We start from the raw sequence: 17,899 nt of genomic DNA, 5'->3' as shown, positions 1-17,899 counted from the left end.
GTTAGCTGTTCATCACTTTCAGGCGGCCTATAACGCGTTCCATCGAAGGCATAGCCGGAATTGCACCGCTTCCCTCCACGCAGAGACTGGCTACGGCATTTCCGAATCTGACATGTTCAGCCGCTTCCTCCAGCGTAATTTCTTCCGGCCTGCGTCCGCACCTGCTGACCTGGTAGAGAAATCCTCCCCAGAACGAATCCCCTGCCCCGGTTGTATCGACTACCTTGCTGGCATATCCCGCTACTGTCCTGCCGCCTTCTCTGCTGCACACGTATGCCCCGTCCTTTCCGAGAGTCACGACAGCCAGGCTCACACCCTGACGGCACAGCGCCTCTGCCGCTGCCTCAGGATTTTTTTCATCTGTCAGGAGCTCTGTTTCTTCATCCGATATTTTCATAATATCTACGTAAGGAATCATGCTTCTCATTTCCCTTTTGGCTGTCTCTTCATCTTTCCACAGAGACGCGCGGTAGTTCGGATCGTAGGAAATAAAGCTTCCGTTTTCCTTTGCCGCCTTTACCATATGAAATGTAGTGCCTCTGCTTGGCTCGTCCGTTAAAGACAGCGAGCCGACATGGAATATACGGCAGTCTTTCAGAATCTTCATATCCGCCTCTTCTTTTTCCATCTGCGTATCGGCTCCTGGTTTTCTCGCAAAGGAAAAATTCCTTTCCCCATGTTCATTCAGTTCAACGAATGCCAGCGTAGTGAAATACTGTACGTCCAGAATAAAGCCTTCCGTGTTAATATTCTCCTGCTCTAAAACCTGTTTTAAAAATCTTCCGTGCATGTCTTCTCCTGCCTTGCCCAGAAATGCAGTGCAGGCCCCAAGCTTCTGTGCCGCAACCAGCACATTGGCCGGCGCTCCGCCAGGATTCTGGGCGAACAGCTTCTGCCCCTTATCATTCACTCCCTGATAAGTAAAATCAATCAGAATTTCTCCAAATGCCGCTATGTCATACGTCCTTGCCTCTTTCTCTGTTCCGTTCATAATACGCCTCCTGTTAATATCCCAGCCTCTTCGCTGTCAGTTTTAATGTCCCCTATTATACAGGATTTGGTAAAAAAATACTACTTGAAAGATGCACAGAATTTTTTACAGATCATGCAATGCAATTGCGAAGTTCAGATATCCGGCCAAGGTGAAGCAGGCGAGATAGGAAGCATATGAATAATATTTTTCATTATTCAAATAATAAAAATAAATGTAGCTGCTCCGGTCAATCTGTATTTCTGCCGTCCGAAACAGCTATAAACAAATTATTTATAGAAAGGAAATCATAATGGATAAACAGAAACGATACTGGGCCATAGGAATTGCAGTAGCTGTAATCGTAGTGCTGATTATTGTATTCAGCGCAATGTCGCGCAAAAATGCAAATACACCTGCAGATCCTCATGCCGGACACAGCCAGGAGGAAACATCTCAGGCCGGAAATACTTCATCCGCAGATTCCCAGGCTCAGGGATCAGAATCTGCCGATGAATCAGCAGGATCAGAAGAAGCTTTGAGTCAGTATCTTAGCGAACAGGATGCAATTATGGCTGAAATGATGGACGGAATGGCTGTAGAACCGACCGGGAATGCATCCCTGGACTACCTGAAAGGCATGATTCCCCATCATGAATCTGCTATCGATATGTCGGAAAGCTATCTCAAATACGGCGGCAGCGATCCGGAGTTAAAGCAGCTGGCTGAGGATATTATCGAGGCTCAGACAGATGAAATCGATCAGATGAACCGGTTGATTCAGGAAATTGAATCTTCCGGTAAAAAGGATGAAGAAAAAGAGAAGAAATATCTGGAAGCTTATAATAAGATGATGGCCGGCCATCAGCACATGGGACACGGAACTTCTTCCGCCCAGGATGTAGAGCAGGCATTTGCGGAAGGCATGATGATGCATCATCAGATGGCTGTAGATATGTCAAAGGCAATTCTGGAATATACAGATAATGACGAAGTGCTGCAGCTGGCGGAAGATATCATCGATGCTCAGGAAGACGAGATCCAGCTCATGCAGGAACATTTAAAATGAGCACATCATTTCCAGGAAAAATTGTTGAAATTCTCCCTGGTTTTCTTGCCGCAGTAATCATTGCTGCAGCGGCAAAAATGCTCGAAAACGCTCTGCCTGTCCATTTAGTAGGCGGTTCCGTAATTGCCCTGTTCATAGGTATGGCTGTCAATTATTTTTTTAAGGCGCCATCTTTTGTAAAGGCAGGTATCCGTTTCACCTCCAGAAAGATTTTGAAGTTTGCCATCATTTTACTTGGCGCCAGCCTGAATATTTCTACCGTTCTGGCTGTGGGCAGGCTATCGCTGACCGTAATGATATTTACTCTGTTCACCTGTTTTGGCATTGGATATTTTGTAGGACGGGGGCTGGGGCTAAATTGGAAGCTGTCCAATCTGATTTCAGCCGGAACAGGGATTTGCGGAGGATCTGCAATCGCCGCAATCGCCCCTGTAATTGACGCAAAAGATTCTGATATCGCTTATGCCATGTCTGCTACATTCCTGTTCGATATGGCTATGATTATACTTTTTCCGGTCATGGGGCGGTGGATGAATCTCTCCGATATGGCTTATGGTCTCTGGGCAGGCACTGCCGTCAATGATACCTCCAGCGTCGTAGCGGCAGGCTATGCTTACAGCGAAGCGGCAGGAGACTTCGCAACTATGGTAAAGCTGACCCGCTCCCTCTCCATTATCCCTACCGTCCTCATCTTTGCCCTGATCCATATCCGGCTGAAGCAACAGGAGGCCGCTGATAACGGAACGGAACGTATGAAAATTCAGTGGAAGTCCATCATCCCCTGGTTTATCCTTGGCTTTGCAGGACTTGCCGTAATCAACAGTTTCGGCTTAATTCCAATATCCACATCCGGTTTGCTGAAGGACCTCAGCAAGTTTCTTATGATTGCCGCTCTCGCCGCCATCGGGCTGAATACGAATTTCAAGGAGCTGAAAAGTTCAGGCCTTTTCCCCATGGTTCACGGTTTGATCATTTCCGTCCTTGTCGTCATTGCCGCAATCGCAGTTGAATATTTCATCGGCCTTATATAGACCTGTCCAAACGGCAGAGGCCTTAAACTTCTAATCAGATATACCCTCAATACCGGAATTTATTTCTAGGCGGCAGCCAGTCACCGCGTCTGGTATTGGGGGTATTGTTTTCCATATTTTAATTATTTTTCAAAAACCGCTTGACATTTTAAACTGTTACCAATATAATTACAGTAACATAACTGTTAATAAATCAGTAACAGATCGAAAATAAAAAAATATGGCGGAGGTATTCTCATGAAAAACATCAATTATAACGCAATCGTAATCGGTTTCGGAAAAGGCGGTAAGACTCTGGCCGGCAAGCTGGCAGCGGAGGGAAAGAGCGTTGCTCTGATTGAAAAAGATAAAAATATGTACGGCGGCACTTGCATCAATGTAGGCTGTATACCATCCAAATCTTTAATCCACAGCGCTGCCGCAGCTGATCCCCAGGCGGACAGCCGTACAAAATCTTTAACATATAAAGCTGCTGTTGAAGAAAAGAGACGCCTGACAGCGATGCTCCGTCAGAAGAATTACCATAAGCTGGCAGACTTAAAGCAGGTTACTGTATACGACGGTACTGCCCGTTTTACAGGGCCGCTTCAGGTTGAAGTCGCTTCAGAGAGCGATACTTTACTTCTCACTGCCGACCAGGTGTTCATCAACACCGGCTCCACCTCATTTCTTCCTCCGATTGAGGGGCTTAAAGAAACAAAAGGTGTTTACACAAGCACCGGACTGATGGATCTTGATAGTTTTCCGGAACGCCTCGTCATTATCGGAGGCGGTTATATTGGTCTGGAATTCGCATCCATGTACAGCGGTTTCGGCAGCAAGGTAAGCGTAATCCAGGACGGTGGGACCTTCCTTCCGAAAGAGGATGAAGATGTTGCTGCTCAGATTAAGGCGATTCTGGAAGCACGCGGCGTAGAATTTTATCTCGGCGCTTCAATTAAGAAAATTGAGGACGGTCCGGCTGTCTCATTCAGCTGGAAGAATGAGGAGCATCGTCTCGAAGCCGACGCGGTGCTGGTTGCGACAGGACGTATTCCGAATACAAAGGATCTGAACTGCGAAACTGCAGGTATCGAATTGACTCCTCGCGGCGCTGTAAAGGTCGACGAGCTGCTCCGTACAACTGCTCCGAACGTTTGGGCCATGGGTGACGTAGCAGGCGGGCTCCAGCATACGTATGTATCTCTCGATGATTCACGTATCGTATGGTCTCAGCTGTCGGGAGGGAATTCTTATACGACTTCAGACCGCAGAAATGTTCCTTACAGCGTGTTTCTCGCAACTCCATACTCACGTGTAGGCATGAATGAAAGGGAGGCTTCTGCTGCCGGATATAAGGTCAAAATTGCAAAAATGCCGGCTGCCGCCATTCCAAAGGCTCAGGTACTCAATGCTGCCGACGGACTGCTGAAAGCTGTCATTGATTCAGAAACAGGAAAAATTCTGGGTGCCATGCTGTTATGCGAAGAGTCCTACGAAATGATTAATCTCATTAAGCTGGCCATGGACCTGGGTGCTGATTACACCGTACTGCGCGATCGGATCTATACGCATCCGACTATGACAGAAGCGTTCAACGACTTGTTTGCTGTTTAATATAATATGAAAATTCAGGAGGTATTTTATGAAAAAACATATATTGTCCGGTCTTGTTCTAAGCTGCATTTTTCTGCTTTCCGCTTGCTCTGCTCCAGGTGGAAAATCGCCGGCTGATCAGAACGCTGCTCCCACATCCGCTTCGGCCGAAGCTGTGGAAAGCGCTTATCATAAGATAACGGCTGAAGAGGCCAAAGAAATGATTGATAAAGGAGACGTTACCATAGTGGACGTCCGTACAGCCGATGAATACAAGGATGCCCATATTCCCGGCGCGGTCCTTGTTCCAAACGAATCCATCGGCAGTGAACTTCCAGAAGCTCTTCCTGATACTGATGCCGTTCTTCTAGTGCACTGCAGGACCGGGATCCGAAGCAGGCAGGCTTCCGACAAGCTTGTTGAACTGGGGTACACACAGGTGTATGATTTCGGAGGTATTGTAGACTGGCCATATGAAACAGAAAGCGGTGAGGCAGAATGAACAGCGACTTTGCCGTAGCCGTACATGCAATGGTGTATCTCCACCATAAAGCCTGTACTCTTCGAAGTGAAGAACTGGCTGAAAATATCTGTACCAATCCAGGCCGTGTACGCCGGGTGATGTCCAGGCTGAAAAAAGCCGGTCTTGTCGAAACTCGGGAAGGACGCTTTTTGAGCGGTTACTCCTATGAAAAGACACGTACCGTAACTTTAGGTGAAATTAGCAGAGCTCTGGATACAAAATTTGCAGATTTGAGCTGGAAAAGCGGCAGCGAAGAGATGGACTGCAAGGTGGCCTCCGGAATGGCAGGTTATATGGACGGTCTGTATGATGAGCTGAACAGGAGATGCAGGGAATATCTGGATACCATTGCAGTTGCCGATGTAGAGCAAACACTTTTTAAAGAAGAAGATAAAAGAAAGGCACGGGTAAATTTATGAATACAAAAGAGCATGATAAAATGAAAATGAGGGGGAGCGCAGATGTGTCTTATCTTGGCCATACCGTCGATCAGATGATCTGGGACTTTATGGAAGAACAGCAGATTCCTGGGCTGACACTGGCGATCGTTCAGGCACCTTATATCCCTCGTGTAGTAGGTTACGGCCTATCCGATGCCGGTCAGAAACGCCTTGCTTCTGCCAACACCATGTGGCCCGCCGGACCGGTTTCCCAGGCCTTTACAGCGGTCGCTGTAATGCAGCTGTACGAAGACGGATCTCTGAACCTTTCTGACAGTCTTGACAAATTAATTCCGGAAGTTCCGGAAAACTGGAAAGAAATTACGGTCCTGCAGCTTCTGCGCCATGCTTCCGGGCTTCCCGATTACCGCAGAGCCGAAAGCTGGGATCCCTTTAAAACCTGGACATTTGCGGAACTTATCCGGCTTGTATCGGAGCAGTCCCTGCATTTTGCTCCTGGAACAGATGTCAGGCAGAGCGCCACTAATTTTCTGATTCTCACGGAAATTGTAGAACGGATCAGCGGCAAAACCTACCATGATTTTGTCACAGAACGTCAAATTCAATTCCTTGGCCTGAAGCACACCGGTTTTGCTGAAGACCTGGATCGATTCCACCATGAAGACGTGTCCTTAACCGAAAATGTCCATCAAATTTTTAAAAAGAACGGCTTATATATAGATCCGACAGAACCGGCTGCAAGCTACAGCAGCAGCGGTGAGCGAATTCAACGGACAGAATCTTCCGCATTAAAGGGATTTTCCGATATCTGGGCATCCGCACAGGACATTTCATTCTGGGATATCGGCCTTGCCGGAGGTGTACTGATTCACGAGGCTGAGCACCGATCCGTGATCTATGCTCCGTGGCAGCTGCCGGATGGACGCGAAGTCCCTGCTGCAGCGGGCTGGCAGTTCTACAAACATCGCGGCTTAATGGATATCAAAGGTTCTGTTCCCGGTTACTCCAGTTTTTTAAGCCGTTTTACACACCCGGAAGAGCTGGTATGCGTTACTCTTCTGGCCAACAAAGAAGGGGTAGACTTTACAAATCTCGGCCGTCGTATCGCTGGCGCGTTCGGTGATCTGCTGTCTACCAACTACGACGACAATAAACTTTACCTTTTAGAGGGGCAGTTCCCGGTGTCTGAAACCGTCAGCCGCCTGGAAAAGGAATTATCCGATCGGAATATTCCTCTGTTTGCCAAATTCGACCATGCTGAGAATGCAGAAAAAGCCGGACTGGAACTTCGTCCCACAACCGTACTCGTCTTCGGTTCTCCAAAAGTCGGCACAGGACTCATGCAGGCTGACCAGAGCATTTCTCTGGAACTTCCGCTGCGGATTTCCATCTGGGAAGATGAAAATGGAAGTACATGGCTGGCATTTCCAAGACTTCTTCCGATGACTGAGGACTATGGCCTCTCAGGCCACCCTGCCGTTTTAAAAATGCAGTCACTAATGGAGAATCTCGTCCGCAGTGCAGGAATATATATTAATCTGATCCAATACCACCTATTTGAATGCACCCTCCCTCACATAAATATATAAATAACAGGTTTTGCCGTGAAATATCCAGTTCTGAAAGCCGGATATTCCGCGGCAAAATCTGTTTTCAACACAACAAGTCAGGCCAATTGCCTCTGAAAATCTTCAGAGCTGATTCCCGTCTATTCTAATTTAGGGAGAATCTCCCTGAGGTATTCCACCGCCTGATTCAGCTTTTCCAGTTCCTCTTCACTCAGCTGTTTTTCTAAAGATTCAATAAACGCCGTATGTTTCCGGTAGTATTCATCCAGATACAATATGGCTTCCGGCGTCAGCCGAATCAGGACTGCACGCCTGTCATCTTCGTTGCACAAGCGCTCTACAAAGTGATGCTCGCTCAGTTTGTCAACCAGTTTCGTCACCTGCTGCTTCGGAACCTTCAGCTGTTGCGCCAGCCCGGTCATGGTAACAGTTCCGGAATTTTTCAAAGTCTGGAGGCAATAATACGTCTCCAGGCTCATTTCTCTGTTTAAATTATCCTTTAGTGGCCGTACCAGTTTGGAATGCCAGTTCGGCATTACCAAAAGCAGATTATGGACAAACTTTTCTGATATCGTTTCTGACTTCATGCTCATTTCTCCCCGTTGACAAAAAAATTTCCAGGTGTTATTCTATTTAATTAGTAAACAAAGTATGACTATCAACATTGTGCAATCATATGGTCTGATTCCATATTTTTGAATTGCTGTCTGTCCGCATAGCGGTCATCGAAAAGGAGATGCCGGAATTTATGAAGAGTGTAACCATAAAAAATGTGAAATGGAAACTTCCGAAAATAACGAAAGAACATTTTCGTACCAGCACATTGAACTTTCTTTTTATTCTTTTTTATATAAATCTATTTCAATCCCTTTTTGGCCCGGAAAATACAATTGTAGGCGTTATATTTACAATTATGATGTCTGCTTCTATGGTCCGGGACCTTACGGCCGAACCTTTAAAGCACCTGCTGATTCAGGCCCTCGTTCTGACGTGGATGGCCGCTGCTGCGTGTCTTGTCACAATTCTTCCTGCACCCGTTTCCTTTTTCATTAATTTTATCACAATATTTGTAATTTTGTATGCCTTTACATATGAATATTCCAGCCATTTATATTTTCCTTATATTTTATCTTATTTATTTCTCATATTTATCTCGCCCGCAGACACCCAGCAGCTCCCAAAACGAATAGTGGGCATGATGGCAGGCGCACTGTCAATTATACTGTATCAGTGGTTTATGGGAAGAAAGCGGGTATTGGAAACCGCAAGAGATGTACTGGGTGAAATGATCGATGAAGTCAGCCTCCATATTTCCTACCGGCTGAAAGAAACAGATAAAAAGCCGGATTTTTCCCAGATTCGCCAAAGCCTGCGCCGTTTGAGCCAGACCGTCTATGATAGAAGAAAGAAAGTTTTATGTGTGTCTGAAGCCAGTTTTTCCATGATTGACGCCGGACGCGGGCTGGAACACCTGCAGATTCTCATACATGAACTTCCAAACGAACTCACCATTCAGGAACGGGAATTTCTTTTAACAATTGCCGGTCAGTTAAAGGGATTCCGTGCTTTTCTCTATCAGGAAGTCCGCGATATTCCCCCTCTCGAGGTTCTTGAATCTCCCAATTGTGAAGAGCGTAAAACAGCGGAAGTATTCAATCATACCATGATCTATATACGAGACCGTATTCTTCATATGACTGACCCTCAGAACAGAACGCATTACAAGCGAACCGCCCTGTCGTTAAAAGTCCGGCTTCAAGCCGCTCTGGATCTTAGCCCTGTCCGGGCAATCTACGCGCTGCGGACTGCGCTTTTATTATCATGTGCCACCCTGCTGGTTCAGATTTTCTCCCTTCCACACGGAAGATGGTTTCTGTTTACTTTGGCCTCCGTTTCCCTCCCCTACGCGGATGACGTTCCTGTAAAAATAAAAAAGCGTGTGCTGGCTACAATGATCGGAGGTCTGGCATCCGTAATCATCTACTCTGCCATTCCGTCTCCTGCCGGCCGTACGGCTGCCATGATGCTGTCAGGCTATATTTCATTTTACTTCAGCGATTATCTCGGAACATTTGCCTGCTCTACCGTGGGTGCTTTAGGCGGAGCCGTATTTATGAATGCATTTGGAATTCATGCCGTAGGAAGCATTTTCATTATCAGAGCAGGCTATATCCTGGCCGGAGCCGCAGTCGCTTACATCGTCAACTGCCTGATCTGGCCTTACAGCAGGGCCAGGGCAACAAAACAGTTATGGGAAAAATACAAGGCCGTTACAGATCTGCTTTCCTATGTATGCCGTTCGGACCAGACTGACCCGCAGCTCTATTATAATCTCGTCATTCAGGCATATCTGCAGGAAGAAAAATTGATACAGAATGCAAATCTGGAAGAATGGAATGAGTTGCCTCTGCTCATGGTCAAATGTCAGCATCAGATTCATCAGGCTCACCGGACGCGTATTATTGAACGTGCAAATGCTCCTGTATTTAAGTCTGAACACCTTTCCTGATCTCCTTATCTCCTTATACGATTTTCATAACTCCCTCTTCCGTGTAATTCCGTCTAAAACGACGGGAGTGCAGGGCAGATAAAAACAGCAATGCCCCGATATCAGATTCTTACCAGGACAACAGCCTGGCCACTCTATCTGGTATCGGGATCATTGCTGTCCTTTTCCTTTTTCAGCGCGCCTTCGTTATAAGTGATCTGTTATTCAAACCATGTATGACCATACTCCTTTAAAAACACGTCTGCCTCCCCCGGTCCGCTGCTGCCGGGCTGATAAGCATATACAGGCAGTCCGGCTCTGCGGTACTGCTCGCGAACCTGATCCACATATCTCCAGCTTGTCTCAACCTGATCCCATTGGGAAAACCATGAGCGTTCTCCCCGCATACATGCTCCAAGCAGGCGCTCGTAGGCCTCCGGCGTATTCATGCGGTTAACAAAGGAACAGCTCTGGCAGAAGTCCATTTTTGCCTGAATGATCTCTTCTGTCTCTCCCGGATTCTTAATATTAAACTGAAGATATACGCCCTCGGTAGGCTGTATCTTAATAGTAAGAATATTCGGTTCCACCCCTTCGGCGGGGCTCTTAAACACAACGGCTACCTGCATTTCCCGCTTTCCCAGTTTTTTGCCGGTACGCACGTAGAAGGGCATCCCTCTCCACCGGTCATTCTCTGCGAAGAGGCGGAGCGCCGCATATGTTTCCGTGGTTGAATCCTTAGCTACGGAAGACTCCTCACGGTAGCCTGCATACTGGCCCAGCACCATATTCTCCTCAATATTTTCGGGTAAGCGCAGCGCTTTTAGCACCCGTATCTGTTCCCGATGCATGTCCTCTACCGCAAGGCTTTTCGGCCGCTCCATAGCTACAATGGAAAGAATCTGGAACAAATGATTCTGTACCATATCTTTTAGAGCGCCGCTGTGATCATAATAGCCCCCTCTTGACTCTACGCCCACTTCCTCCAATGCTGAAATCTGAATACATTCTATATGTTCCGCATCCCAGACATTGCTGAAGATAGGATTTGCAAAACGAATGATCTGAATGTTCCGCACCATTTCCTTTCCAAGATAATGGTCAATTCTGTAAATACGCTCCGGCGAAAAAAACGCCTCCATTGTCTCATTGAGTTCCGCTGCAGCCGTAAGGCTTTCTCCAAAGGGCTTTTCGATCACCACTTTCCCCTCTTCAGCGCCGTTTACCCTTTTAAGTCCGGTTACGATTGTACGGAAGAAGCGCGGCGCGACGGCAAAGTAAAAGATATGCCCTTCCGCCCCCATTTCTTTATAGAAACGGTCAAGCTCCTCATATGCATCTTCATCTGTAAAATCCATACGGTAATATACTATGCGTTCTGCAAGTTTTTGGTATATCTCTTCCTGAAAGTGAAGCCTTGCAAACTTCTCTACCCAATCTCTTGCCATGTTTCTGTATGTCTCACTCGTATAATCTCTTCTTCCGATAATTACGATGTCCGTACATAATTCCTTATCTTTTGAAGCCTCTATATTATAAAGAGCAGGCAAAAGCTTCCTGAACGTTAAGTCTCCGGTTCCGCCGAAGATTGTAAATATCTGTTTTTTATTCATGCTTAAACCCTCCATTCATGATGGAAAATCCCTTCTCTGTCAGTCCGTTCATACGTATGAGCCCCAAAGCAGTCCCTCTGCGCCTGGATCAGGTTTGCGCCTACGGCTGTTCCGCGGAACGCGTCAATATAGGCAGCTGCCTGGCTCATGGCCGGTACGGGAATACCATTCAGAATCCCCAGGCTCAGAATACTTCTCAGGCTCCCCTGACCTCGGTTGATTCCGTCCCTAAAAAACGCATCCGTCATCAGGTTGGACAGCCCTTTGTTATTTCCAAAGGCTTTTGTAATATCATCCAGAAATTCTGCCTGAATGATACAGCCTGCCCGGAAAATCGATGCGATTTTTCCATAGTCCAGATCCCACCCATATTCTGCCGATGCATGGGAGAGCAGGTCAAAGCCCTGTGCGTATGCTGCAATTTTGGCTGTATAAAGGCCTTCTCTCACCTGTGTCCGAAAGGCCGCCTGATCTGTCACCGGCCTTTGTTTTGGAGCTTCAAACAGTCCCTTCGCCTCGTTTCTCTCATTTATACGGTTAGACATAATTCTGGCATTGCAGGCAGCGGTGATCATGGACACATTGACTCCCTGTTTCAGGGACTCCAGGCTGGTCCATCTTCCTGTTCCCTTCTGGCCTGCGCTGTCCAGGATATAGTCTACCAGCTCTCCATCAGAGAAATCATCCTGTTCACGGAAAATGGCGGCTGTTATTTCAATCAGGTAACTTTTCAGTTCGCCCTCATTCCATTCCTCAAAAATATCTGCCAGCTCTTTATTTGTAAATCCCCCTGCATATTTAAGGAGCAGGTAGGCTTCTGCAATCAACTGCATATCCGCATATTCAATTCCGTTGTGAACCATCTTTACATAATGACCGGCTCCGTCCGGCCCCATATAGGCACAGCATGGCTCCCCCTGAGCCGTGGCAGCAATCGCCTCCAGAACAGGTGCGATGTGCTCATATGCCTTTGGATCCCCGCCCGGCATAATAGATGGGCCGAAACGCGCTCCTTTTTCCCCGCCTGATACACCGGTGCCGAAATAATAGATTCCCTTCTCTTTCAGGCTTTTCTCCCTTCTTCTTGTATCTTCAAAAAAGGAATTTCCTCCATCCAGTATCATATCGCCTTCATCAAGAAAAGGAAGGAGCTGGTCGATTACAAGGTCCACCGGTTTTCCCGCCTTGACCATAATCATAAGTTTACGCGGCCTTTCCTGGGATTCCACCAGTTCTTTTAAACTATAAAAAGGAATTAGGTTTTCATGTGGATGCTCGCTGATCAGAGTATCCGTTACCTCCCTGCTGCGGTTGTAGCCTCCCACTTTAAATCCATGATCTGCCATATTAAGGGCAAGACTTCTTCCCATAACTGCAAGTCCGATTATTCCAATATCCGTTTTTATCATAATGACGCCTCCTGTGTGCTATTAACAAGTAACAATGATACGGCTTCCGGCATATCGATCCGATGCCTGACGCTTTTCAGCAAGCCGCTTTTTCTATCCCGCTCGATACACGCAATCCCGCCTCCAAAACGATTTGCTGTCAATATAAAATCTTCATTTTCACTCAATATGAAGTCCCTCGGATGGGCTCCGCCGCAGGAAATATGCTGAATTGCAGCGGCTTTGTCTTCCCTGATCTCAAATACGGCCAGCAGATCGGCTCCTCTCACGGAAATGTATAAATATGCTTCATCTTTTGTCAGGCGTATTGCCGCCGACGCTGCATTTTCCCTGTTACTGCCCTCTCCGCCTTCTGGCAGTACAGAAATCGACTGTATCAGAACGAACTCCTTTCCATGTACCCGAAAAACAAACAGTTCGTTGCTCCATTCACTTACTACGTACAGTCTCGTATGATCCCTGTTAAAAATTCCGTGTCTTGGTCCGCTGCCTTCCGGAAACAGGATTTCTCCTGCCTGAATATAATGATCCGTCATATCAAACAGTCTGATTTTGTTCTGTTCGAGGCAGGGAACCATAAGGTACGTTTCATGAAGCATAATCTGATGGCAGCCTGCTCCCGCCCCATTTTCGATCCGTTTTACCACAAACGGGGTTCCATCATCTAAACGGTATACCATGACGGTTCCCTCGTGATAATTAGCCGTATAGACGAAGTCATTCTTTTGAAGTACATAACATGGCGTCTGTTTTTCTTCCAGTATTTCTTCTTTATGGCTGACCTCTCCATCTTTTAATTTCAGGAAGCAGGTGCCCGCACGGCCGTTTCTTTCTACAGGAAAGGCCATAGAACTGCCATTTAAGCTTACCCATTTTGCATTTGGGGCCTCGTAAAATAATTCCGGTTCTGTCATCCTGCCGCTGACAGGATCAAAAGAAAATTGATAAATCCCCTTACTCTTCTCAGAATAATACGTTCCGATATAGCCATTCAAAAGATTTTTTGCTTCTGCTTCTTTTTGCACGTCACCTGTCATTATTATTTCTTTCTCTGCCATTATCAATTCACTCTCCTTTTTTGCCCTCTATCTGTAATTATAATAATTACAGTTAAGAAAGTCAACTGTTTCTTTTATAAGTATTCCTCTTACAGACCCGGCTATGTAACTATTGTATATGATTTTCCTGTGACAAAAAAACAGAGGCTGCCATAACCAGCTGGAGTCAGCCGTTACAAGAGCCTCTTATATATTACGCACTTAATAAATTCTTCTATAATCCTGCAGCCGAAATACTTCTTGAATTCTGCGCAGTTCGTGTAAGAGCTTCATCTTCCACCATCAACTGCCCGATCCAGACGTATCGATTTAAAAGCTTCCGCTCATTCTCTCTCATTATAAACCATCAGACATTCCCGTTCCCCTGTTTCTTTTTCTGTCATTCTTTCCTGTACCTTAAATCCCTCTGCACGGTAAAAGGCCATGGCAGCCGTATTTTTTTCAAACACGTGCAGAGACAGCCTCTTTTTTCTTTTTACTGTTTCAATCAGCTGATGGCCGATTTTACGTCCCTTATGTTCTTCTGCTACAAAAATCCCGGCAATATATTCTGCGTCTATTCCTATAAATCCCAATACCTCTGTTCCCTCTTCGTACACATAAACCTCAGCATTAGGCAGCACCGACTTTACCGAATCAAAATTCTTTTTCCAATACTCTGCCGGAATGAAAGAATGAGCTTCCATATTTCCCCGAAGCCATATTTCCATAATCTTGTCCAAATCTCTGAATTCAAATAAACGAACCATCTTATCTCCTCCTCATTCTCTTTATTATATCGGGGGATCTTCTATTCTGCAAGTCTTTTTCAAGAACATTTGTTCGTTTTTGTAATCCATTTTCTTCCAATTTTCTGAAAGCATAAAAGGAATTATCTCTTCCAACTGCTCATTCAAATTACAACAAAATCCTGTCTTCTTTTTCTGTGTCTGCACCTTTCTTTAACCGGACTTCAGAATTTTATCGATCATCAATTCGATGCACTGTGGGTGATCCAGTGTATATACATTTCTCGCTTCCCGGTACGACCGGCCTGCCTCAATATCCGGTGTACTCCACCACTGCTTCAGCATAGCGGCCGGTGTGCCCGTCATAATAAATGAGTTCAGTACAATCCGCTTATCTTTCACAGTCGGAGCCAAACGCTCCTCCAGTTTCTTTATCGTTTTACAAAACATGATTTTCGGATCATCCGGCCTTATATGCATAAGTCCCTTGGGGTCGATAAATGTGATATACTGTGTATCTTCTGTATCAATCCAGAGAATAAAATCCGGATAGAAATTACCGGCTTCAAAAAAGCCCATTCCAACCTTGCTCTTATTTCTAAGCAGATAGACCGGCTTGTCCTTTAATTCGTCCTCATGATTTTTTGCATACTCCTCAAGTAGATCAATAAATCGTTTTTCACTTTCATTCAGGCTTACGGGTGCAACCTGGATTCTCAGGCTGCTTTTCGGCAGGGTAATAAGCGGCGCATACAGATGCAGAGGACAGTCATACACCAAGATCCTCTTGTTTAATACAGACTTTTCATAATCATCCAGTCTGCCGTCTTCATTCAGAACTGTATTTGTCTCTTTGATAAACCGTTCCAGTTCCTCTCCCGTCTTATCCTGTTCAAACGCCGGAGAATACGTAAAGCTGTATTCGTCCACAAAATTATTGTCAGACGGCGTAAGCTCCGCAAGTTCAAGCAGATGTTCCTCCCAGCGTTCTTTTTCATACCTGTAAAACTTATCCATGTAAGACTTGAGCGCCATGACTGCATAATCTGTAGCAGCCTCCAGCTTCTCGATCGTATCAACTTTCAGGTAGTGCCTTGGTATAATCAGGGAATACCAGCCATCAACACTTAATATGTCTCTCAGTTTTTCCCGGATAATAGAAATGTTATAATATTCTTTTTCGCTTTTGTAAATCTGCAGCTCATCAAATATGCGGTAATAATCCAGATGCGGCAGTACCTCTGTCGGAAGCGTATATCTCTCTTCCAACGACTCCATTTTCACCAGACCTGAAAATGTAGAATCAATTGTCTGAATCTTGCTGCGGCAATCGATTTTTGTAACACTTTGCAGTAAATAACGGTTGAATCCCTGATCTGGAACATCTAAAATCAGACGTTCCCCCTGTTTTTTAAAATTTGCTCCGTTTTTTACCCGGATTACTCTGAGTTTTTTATCTTTAACGGTATCATACCGGTTCACAACCGGCAGCTTAAGCCTCAGTATAACATCGTTGGCCGGCACATCTTCCAGTTCGAGATACCGTTTAAAGTCTTCCATATACTGCGCTTTAATACCGAAAATCGTCAGCGTCTCCAAAACCTCGATATACTTGGGCCGTTCCACACAGATATCGTCCAGACGGCTAGAACGCTTCAGGCAGCCGTTATAGCCTTTCAGCCGAATTCCACGGCCAAAGAGCTGAATTGCCTGTGCGCCTTCCCCCTTTGCAAAATTAATCAATCCCATCGTGGAAACGCGCCAGCTGTTCCAGCCTTCCGTAAATTTTCTGGATCCAATCAGCATTTTTATGGGGGAGTCTTTTTCGTTAATCTTTTGGAACAGAGACTCCGATATAAATTCGTCTGTTTGAGCTACAATTCCTTTTCGTTCACAATTTTTGATCAGTCCCGCCGTATCTCCAATGGAAATCACACCGAAAAAGTCACCGTATTCTCCGATCTTCATTCCAATTTCTCCAGTCACCTGGCGAATGTTCTCCAAATGAAGCCTTGGTTCATCCGCGCTGGTATTTGTATTGAACACAATGCGCATAATGTCTGCAAATACCAGTTCCGCGTCCGGCTGAGCGCCAAAATAATGATTCAAGGCGACAAAGTCCATGTAAAACAGGTCCCTGCCTCTGACATCGCTAAGGCCGGTATCATCCATCAGCACGGCTTTGATTCGTTCCACACTTTTACTGCGGTTACGCACAAATTTATCGATAAAATCCAGCACTTCTTCCACATCTGTCAGTTCATCCTTCCGCGTTACCGCCGTAACACGGTTTCCCACAAATACAAGCAGCGGCTTCTCAATATGGAACTTTTGCAGCTCGCCCCCCTTTTCTGTAAACAGCTTCATCTGCTGGTAAAAACACAACAGGCAGCCAGTCAGGTATAGAACTTTCTGTTCCTCATCCATGCTCTCCTGGAGATTGTAAATACGGTAGTCCTTTCCATAACCGTCTTCATAAAAGTATTTATAGGAATAATCCATAATAATGGATTTTCCGTATTCCTCCATCAGGTCTTTTTCTTCTTTTTTCTTGGAATCGGCATTTAATGCCTGTTTGAAGGTAGCTGAATATTCGAAAGCAAATCCTTCTGCCGAAAGTCTTGTCCTATAGTCATACCAGATATTACCGGAAAGGCCTCTGTGACCTTCATCAACCAGTACGAGGTTGTTTTGTTCAAAGCTGTCAACTGCAACCGTCTTAACTCTGCCTTCTTCTTTAAGCTTATTCATGTCAATGACAATGACATCCTCTCTTTGTTTGAGAACGCCATATTCCTTCTGAAATAATCCGGCTGAAATAGACGACAGTTTTAGCTCTTCCAGATGCTGTAAGCTCATCACTTCATTGGGGGCCAATACGATAATCTTGTTAATGGATAAATGGCTGTTTAAGCGCTGCGCCCTGCGGAAATAGTGGAGATACTGCAGGATATTGACATGCATGATCAGCGTTTTTCCACTTCCCGTTGCACACATAAATGCCAGTTTATTCATCTTTTCCGGTTCATAAGGATCAAAAGAAAGCCGATTAAGGGATTTTGCCGTCATTTCACCCAAAAATTCATTCAGATCTGCACAGAAAGCCTCCCTGTCTGTAAAATAGCGGTCTAAATACATTTCCGTAAAAAGCAAAGAGATGTACTGATAATACTTCCAGTACATCGTTCCCCGCCTCTGACTCAGCTGTCTTGTATGACGGCAGATATTTTCATCATAAATCCGCAGCTTATCCAGATTCACACGTTTTCCCCTGAGCTGGCATATATGAGAAATATATTCGTAAAACTGTGTATTTCCACTCTCAGTCATCCCCTCATATTCCGTGGTGTTAAGCTGTCTTCCCAGGGCTGAAAGTGTTTCAATACCTAATTCCTTCAGGAAATACTGAGACAGAATCAATTGTTCGTCGAAAGTAAGCTTCTGTTCACTTTTATCTTTTCCCATG

14 protein-coding genes are annotated in these 17,899 nt (G+C 45.6%); 7 read left to right on the top strand and 7 right to left on the bottom strand.

The window, feature by feature from the left end; genetic code table 11:
* Position 1: 1 nt before the first annotated feature.
* Entirely contained in the window at positions 2-991 is a 990-nt protein-coding gene (locus DXA13_RS02870; RefSeq protein ID WP_118241843.1) for a carbohydrate kinase, read from the bottom strand.
* A gap of 292 nt (positions 992-1,283) precedes the next feature.
* On the opposite strand from DXA13_RS02870, the gene DXA13_RS02865 reads away from it, so the two are divergent.
* The 6 genes from DXA13_RS02865 (at position 1,284) to DXA13_RS02840 (ending at position 7,158) form a co-directional block, all read left to right on the top strand.
* On the top strand, positions 1,284-2,039 hold the full coding sequence (locus tag DXA13_RS02865) for a DUF305 domain-containing protein (RefSeq protein WP_118241842.1): 756 nt from the start codon (positions 1,284-1,286) through the stop codon (positions 2,037-2,039).
* Positions 2,036-3,070: a YeiH family protein gene (locus DXA13_RS02860; protein ID WP_118241841.1), complete on the top strand. Its 1,035-nt coding sequence runs from the start codon at positions 2,036-2,038 to the stop codon at positions 3,068-3,070. Before DXA13_RS02865 ends, DXA13_RS02860 begins: the two co-directional genes overlap by 4 nt.
* 237 nt (positions 3,071-3,307) lie before the next feature.
* On the top strand, positions 3,308-4,666 hold the full coding sequence (locus DXA13_RS02855; protein ID WP_118241840.1) for an FAD-dependent oxidoreductase: 1,359 nt from the start codon (positions 3,308-3,310) through the stop codon (positions 4,664-4,666).
* A gap of 28 nt (positions 4,667-4,694) precedes the next feature.
* Positions 4,695-5,147, top strand: a complete 453-nt coding sequence (locus DXA13_RS02850) for a rhodanese-like domain-containing protein (protein WP_118241839.1) — start codon at positions 4,695-4,697, stop codon at positions 5,145-5,147.
* A complete protein-coding gene (locus DXA13_RS02845; protein WP_118241838.1) occupies positions 5,144-5,587 on the top strand; it encodes an Rrf2 family transcriptional regulator in 444 nt (147 codons plus the stop codon). The genes DXA13_RS02850 and DXA13_RS02845 overlap by 4 nt, the downstream gene beginning before the upstream one ends.
* Before the next feature lie 20 nt (positions 5,588-5,607).
* A complete protein-coding gene (locus DXA13_RS02840; RefSeq protein ID WP_243008930.1) occupies positions 5,608-7,158 on the top strand; it encodes a serine hydrolase in 1,551 nt (516 codons plus the stop codon).
* A gap of 119 nt (positions 7,159-7,277) precedes the next feature.
* On the opposite strand, the gene DXA13_RS02835 is transcribed toward DXA13_RS02840, so the two are convergent.
* Entirely contained in the window at positions 7,278-7,724 is a 447-nt protein-coding gene (locus tag DXA13_RS02835) for a MarR family transcriptional regulator (RefSeq protein WP_118241836.1), read from the bottom strand.
* Positions 7,725-7,885: 161 nt separating this feature from the next.
* Between DXA13_RS02835 and DXA13_RS02830 the strand changes: the two genes are divergently transcribed.
* Positions 7,886-9,646, top strand: a complete 1,761-nt coding sequence (locus DXA13_RS02830) for an FUSC family protein (protein WP_181995508.1) — start codon at positions 7,886-7,888, stop codon at positions 9,644-9,646.
* A gap of 200 nt (positions 9,647-9,846) precedes the next feature.
* On the opposite strand, the gene zwf is transcribed toward DXA13_RS02830, so the two are convergent.
* The 5 genes from zwf to DXA13_RS02805 form a co-directional block, all read right to left on the bottom strand.
* Entirely contained in the window at positions 9,847-11,238 is a 1,392-nt protein-coding gene (zwf, locus tag DXA13_RS02825; protein ID WP_118241835.1) for a glucose-6-phosphate dehydrogenase, read from the bottom strand.
* A gap of 2 nt (positions 11,239-11,240) precedes the next feature.
* Positions 11,241-12,647 (bottom strand): NADP-dependent phosphogluconate dehydrogenase, encoded by a 1,407-nt coding sequence (gndA, locus tag DXA13_RS02820; RefSeq protein WP_118241834.1) that lies wholly within the window; start codon positions 12,645-12,647, stop codon positions 11,241-11,243.
* Positions 12,644-13,705 carry a beta-propeller fold lactonase family protein gene (locus DXA13_RS02815; RefSeq protein ID WP_118241832.1) on the bottom strand — a complete coding sequence of 354 codons (1,062 nt, stop codon included), beginning with the start codon at positions 13,703-13,705 and terminating at the stop codon, positions 12,644-12,646. Before DXA13_RS02815 ends, gndA begins: the two co-directional genes overlap by 4 nt.
* Positions 13,706-14,028: 323 nt before the next feature.
* Positions 14,029-14,454 (bottom strand): GNAT family N-acetyltransferase, encoded by a 426-nt coding sequence (locus tag DXA13_RS02810; protein ID WP_118241829.1) that lies wholly within the window; start codon positions 14,452-14,454, stop codon positions 14,029-14,031.
* Positions 14,455-14,646: 192 nt separating this feature from the next.
* A complete protein-coding gene (locus DXA13_RS02805; RefSeq protein ID WP_118241827.1) occupies positions 14,647-17,898 on the bottom strand; it encodes a DEAD/DEAH box helicase family protein in 3,252 nt (1,083 codons plus the stop codon).
* Between the last annotated feature and the right edge of the window lies 1 nt (position 17,899).

The sequence above is a fragment of the Clostridium sp. AM58-1XD genome, from assembly GCF_003464085.1.
In the GTDB taxonomy this organism is placed as follows: domain Bacteria; phylum Bacillota; class Clostridia; order Lachnospirales; family Lachnospiraceae; genus Lachnoclostridium_A.
Note: the sequence above shows the minus strand (reverse complement) of the source record. Positions and strands in the feature narration are given on the sequence as shown.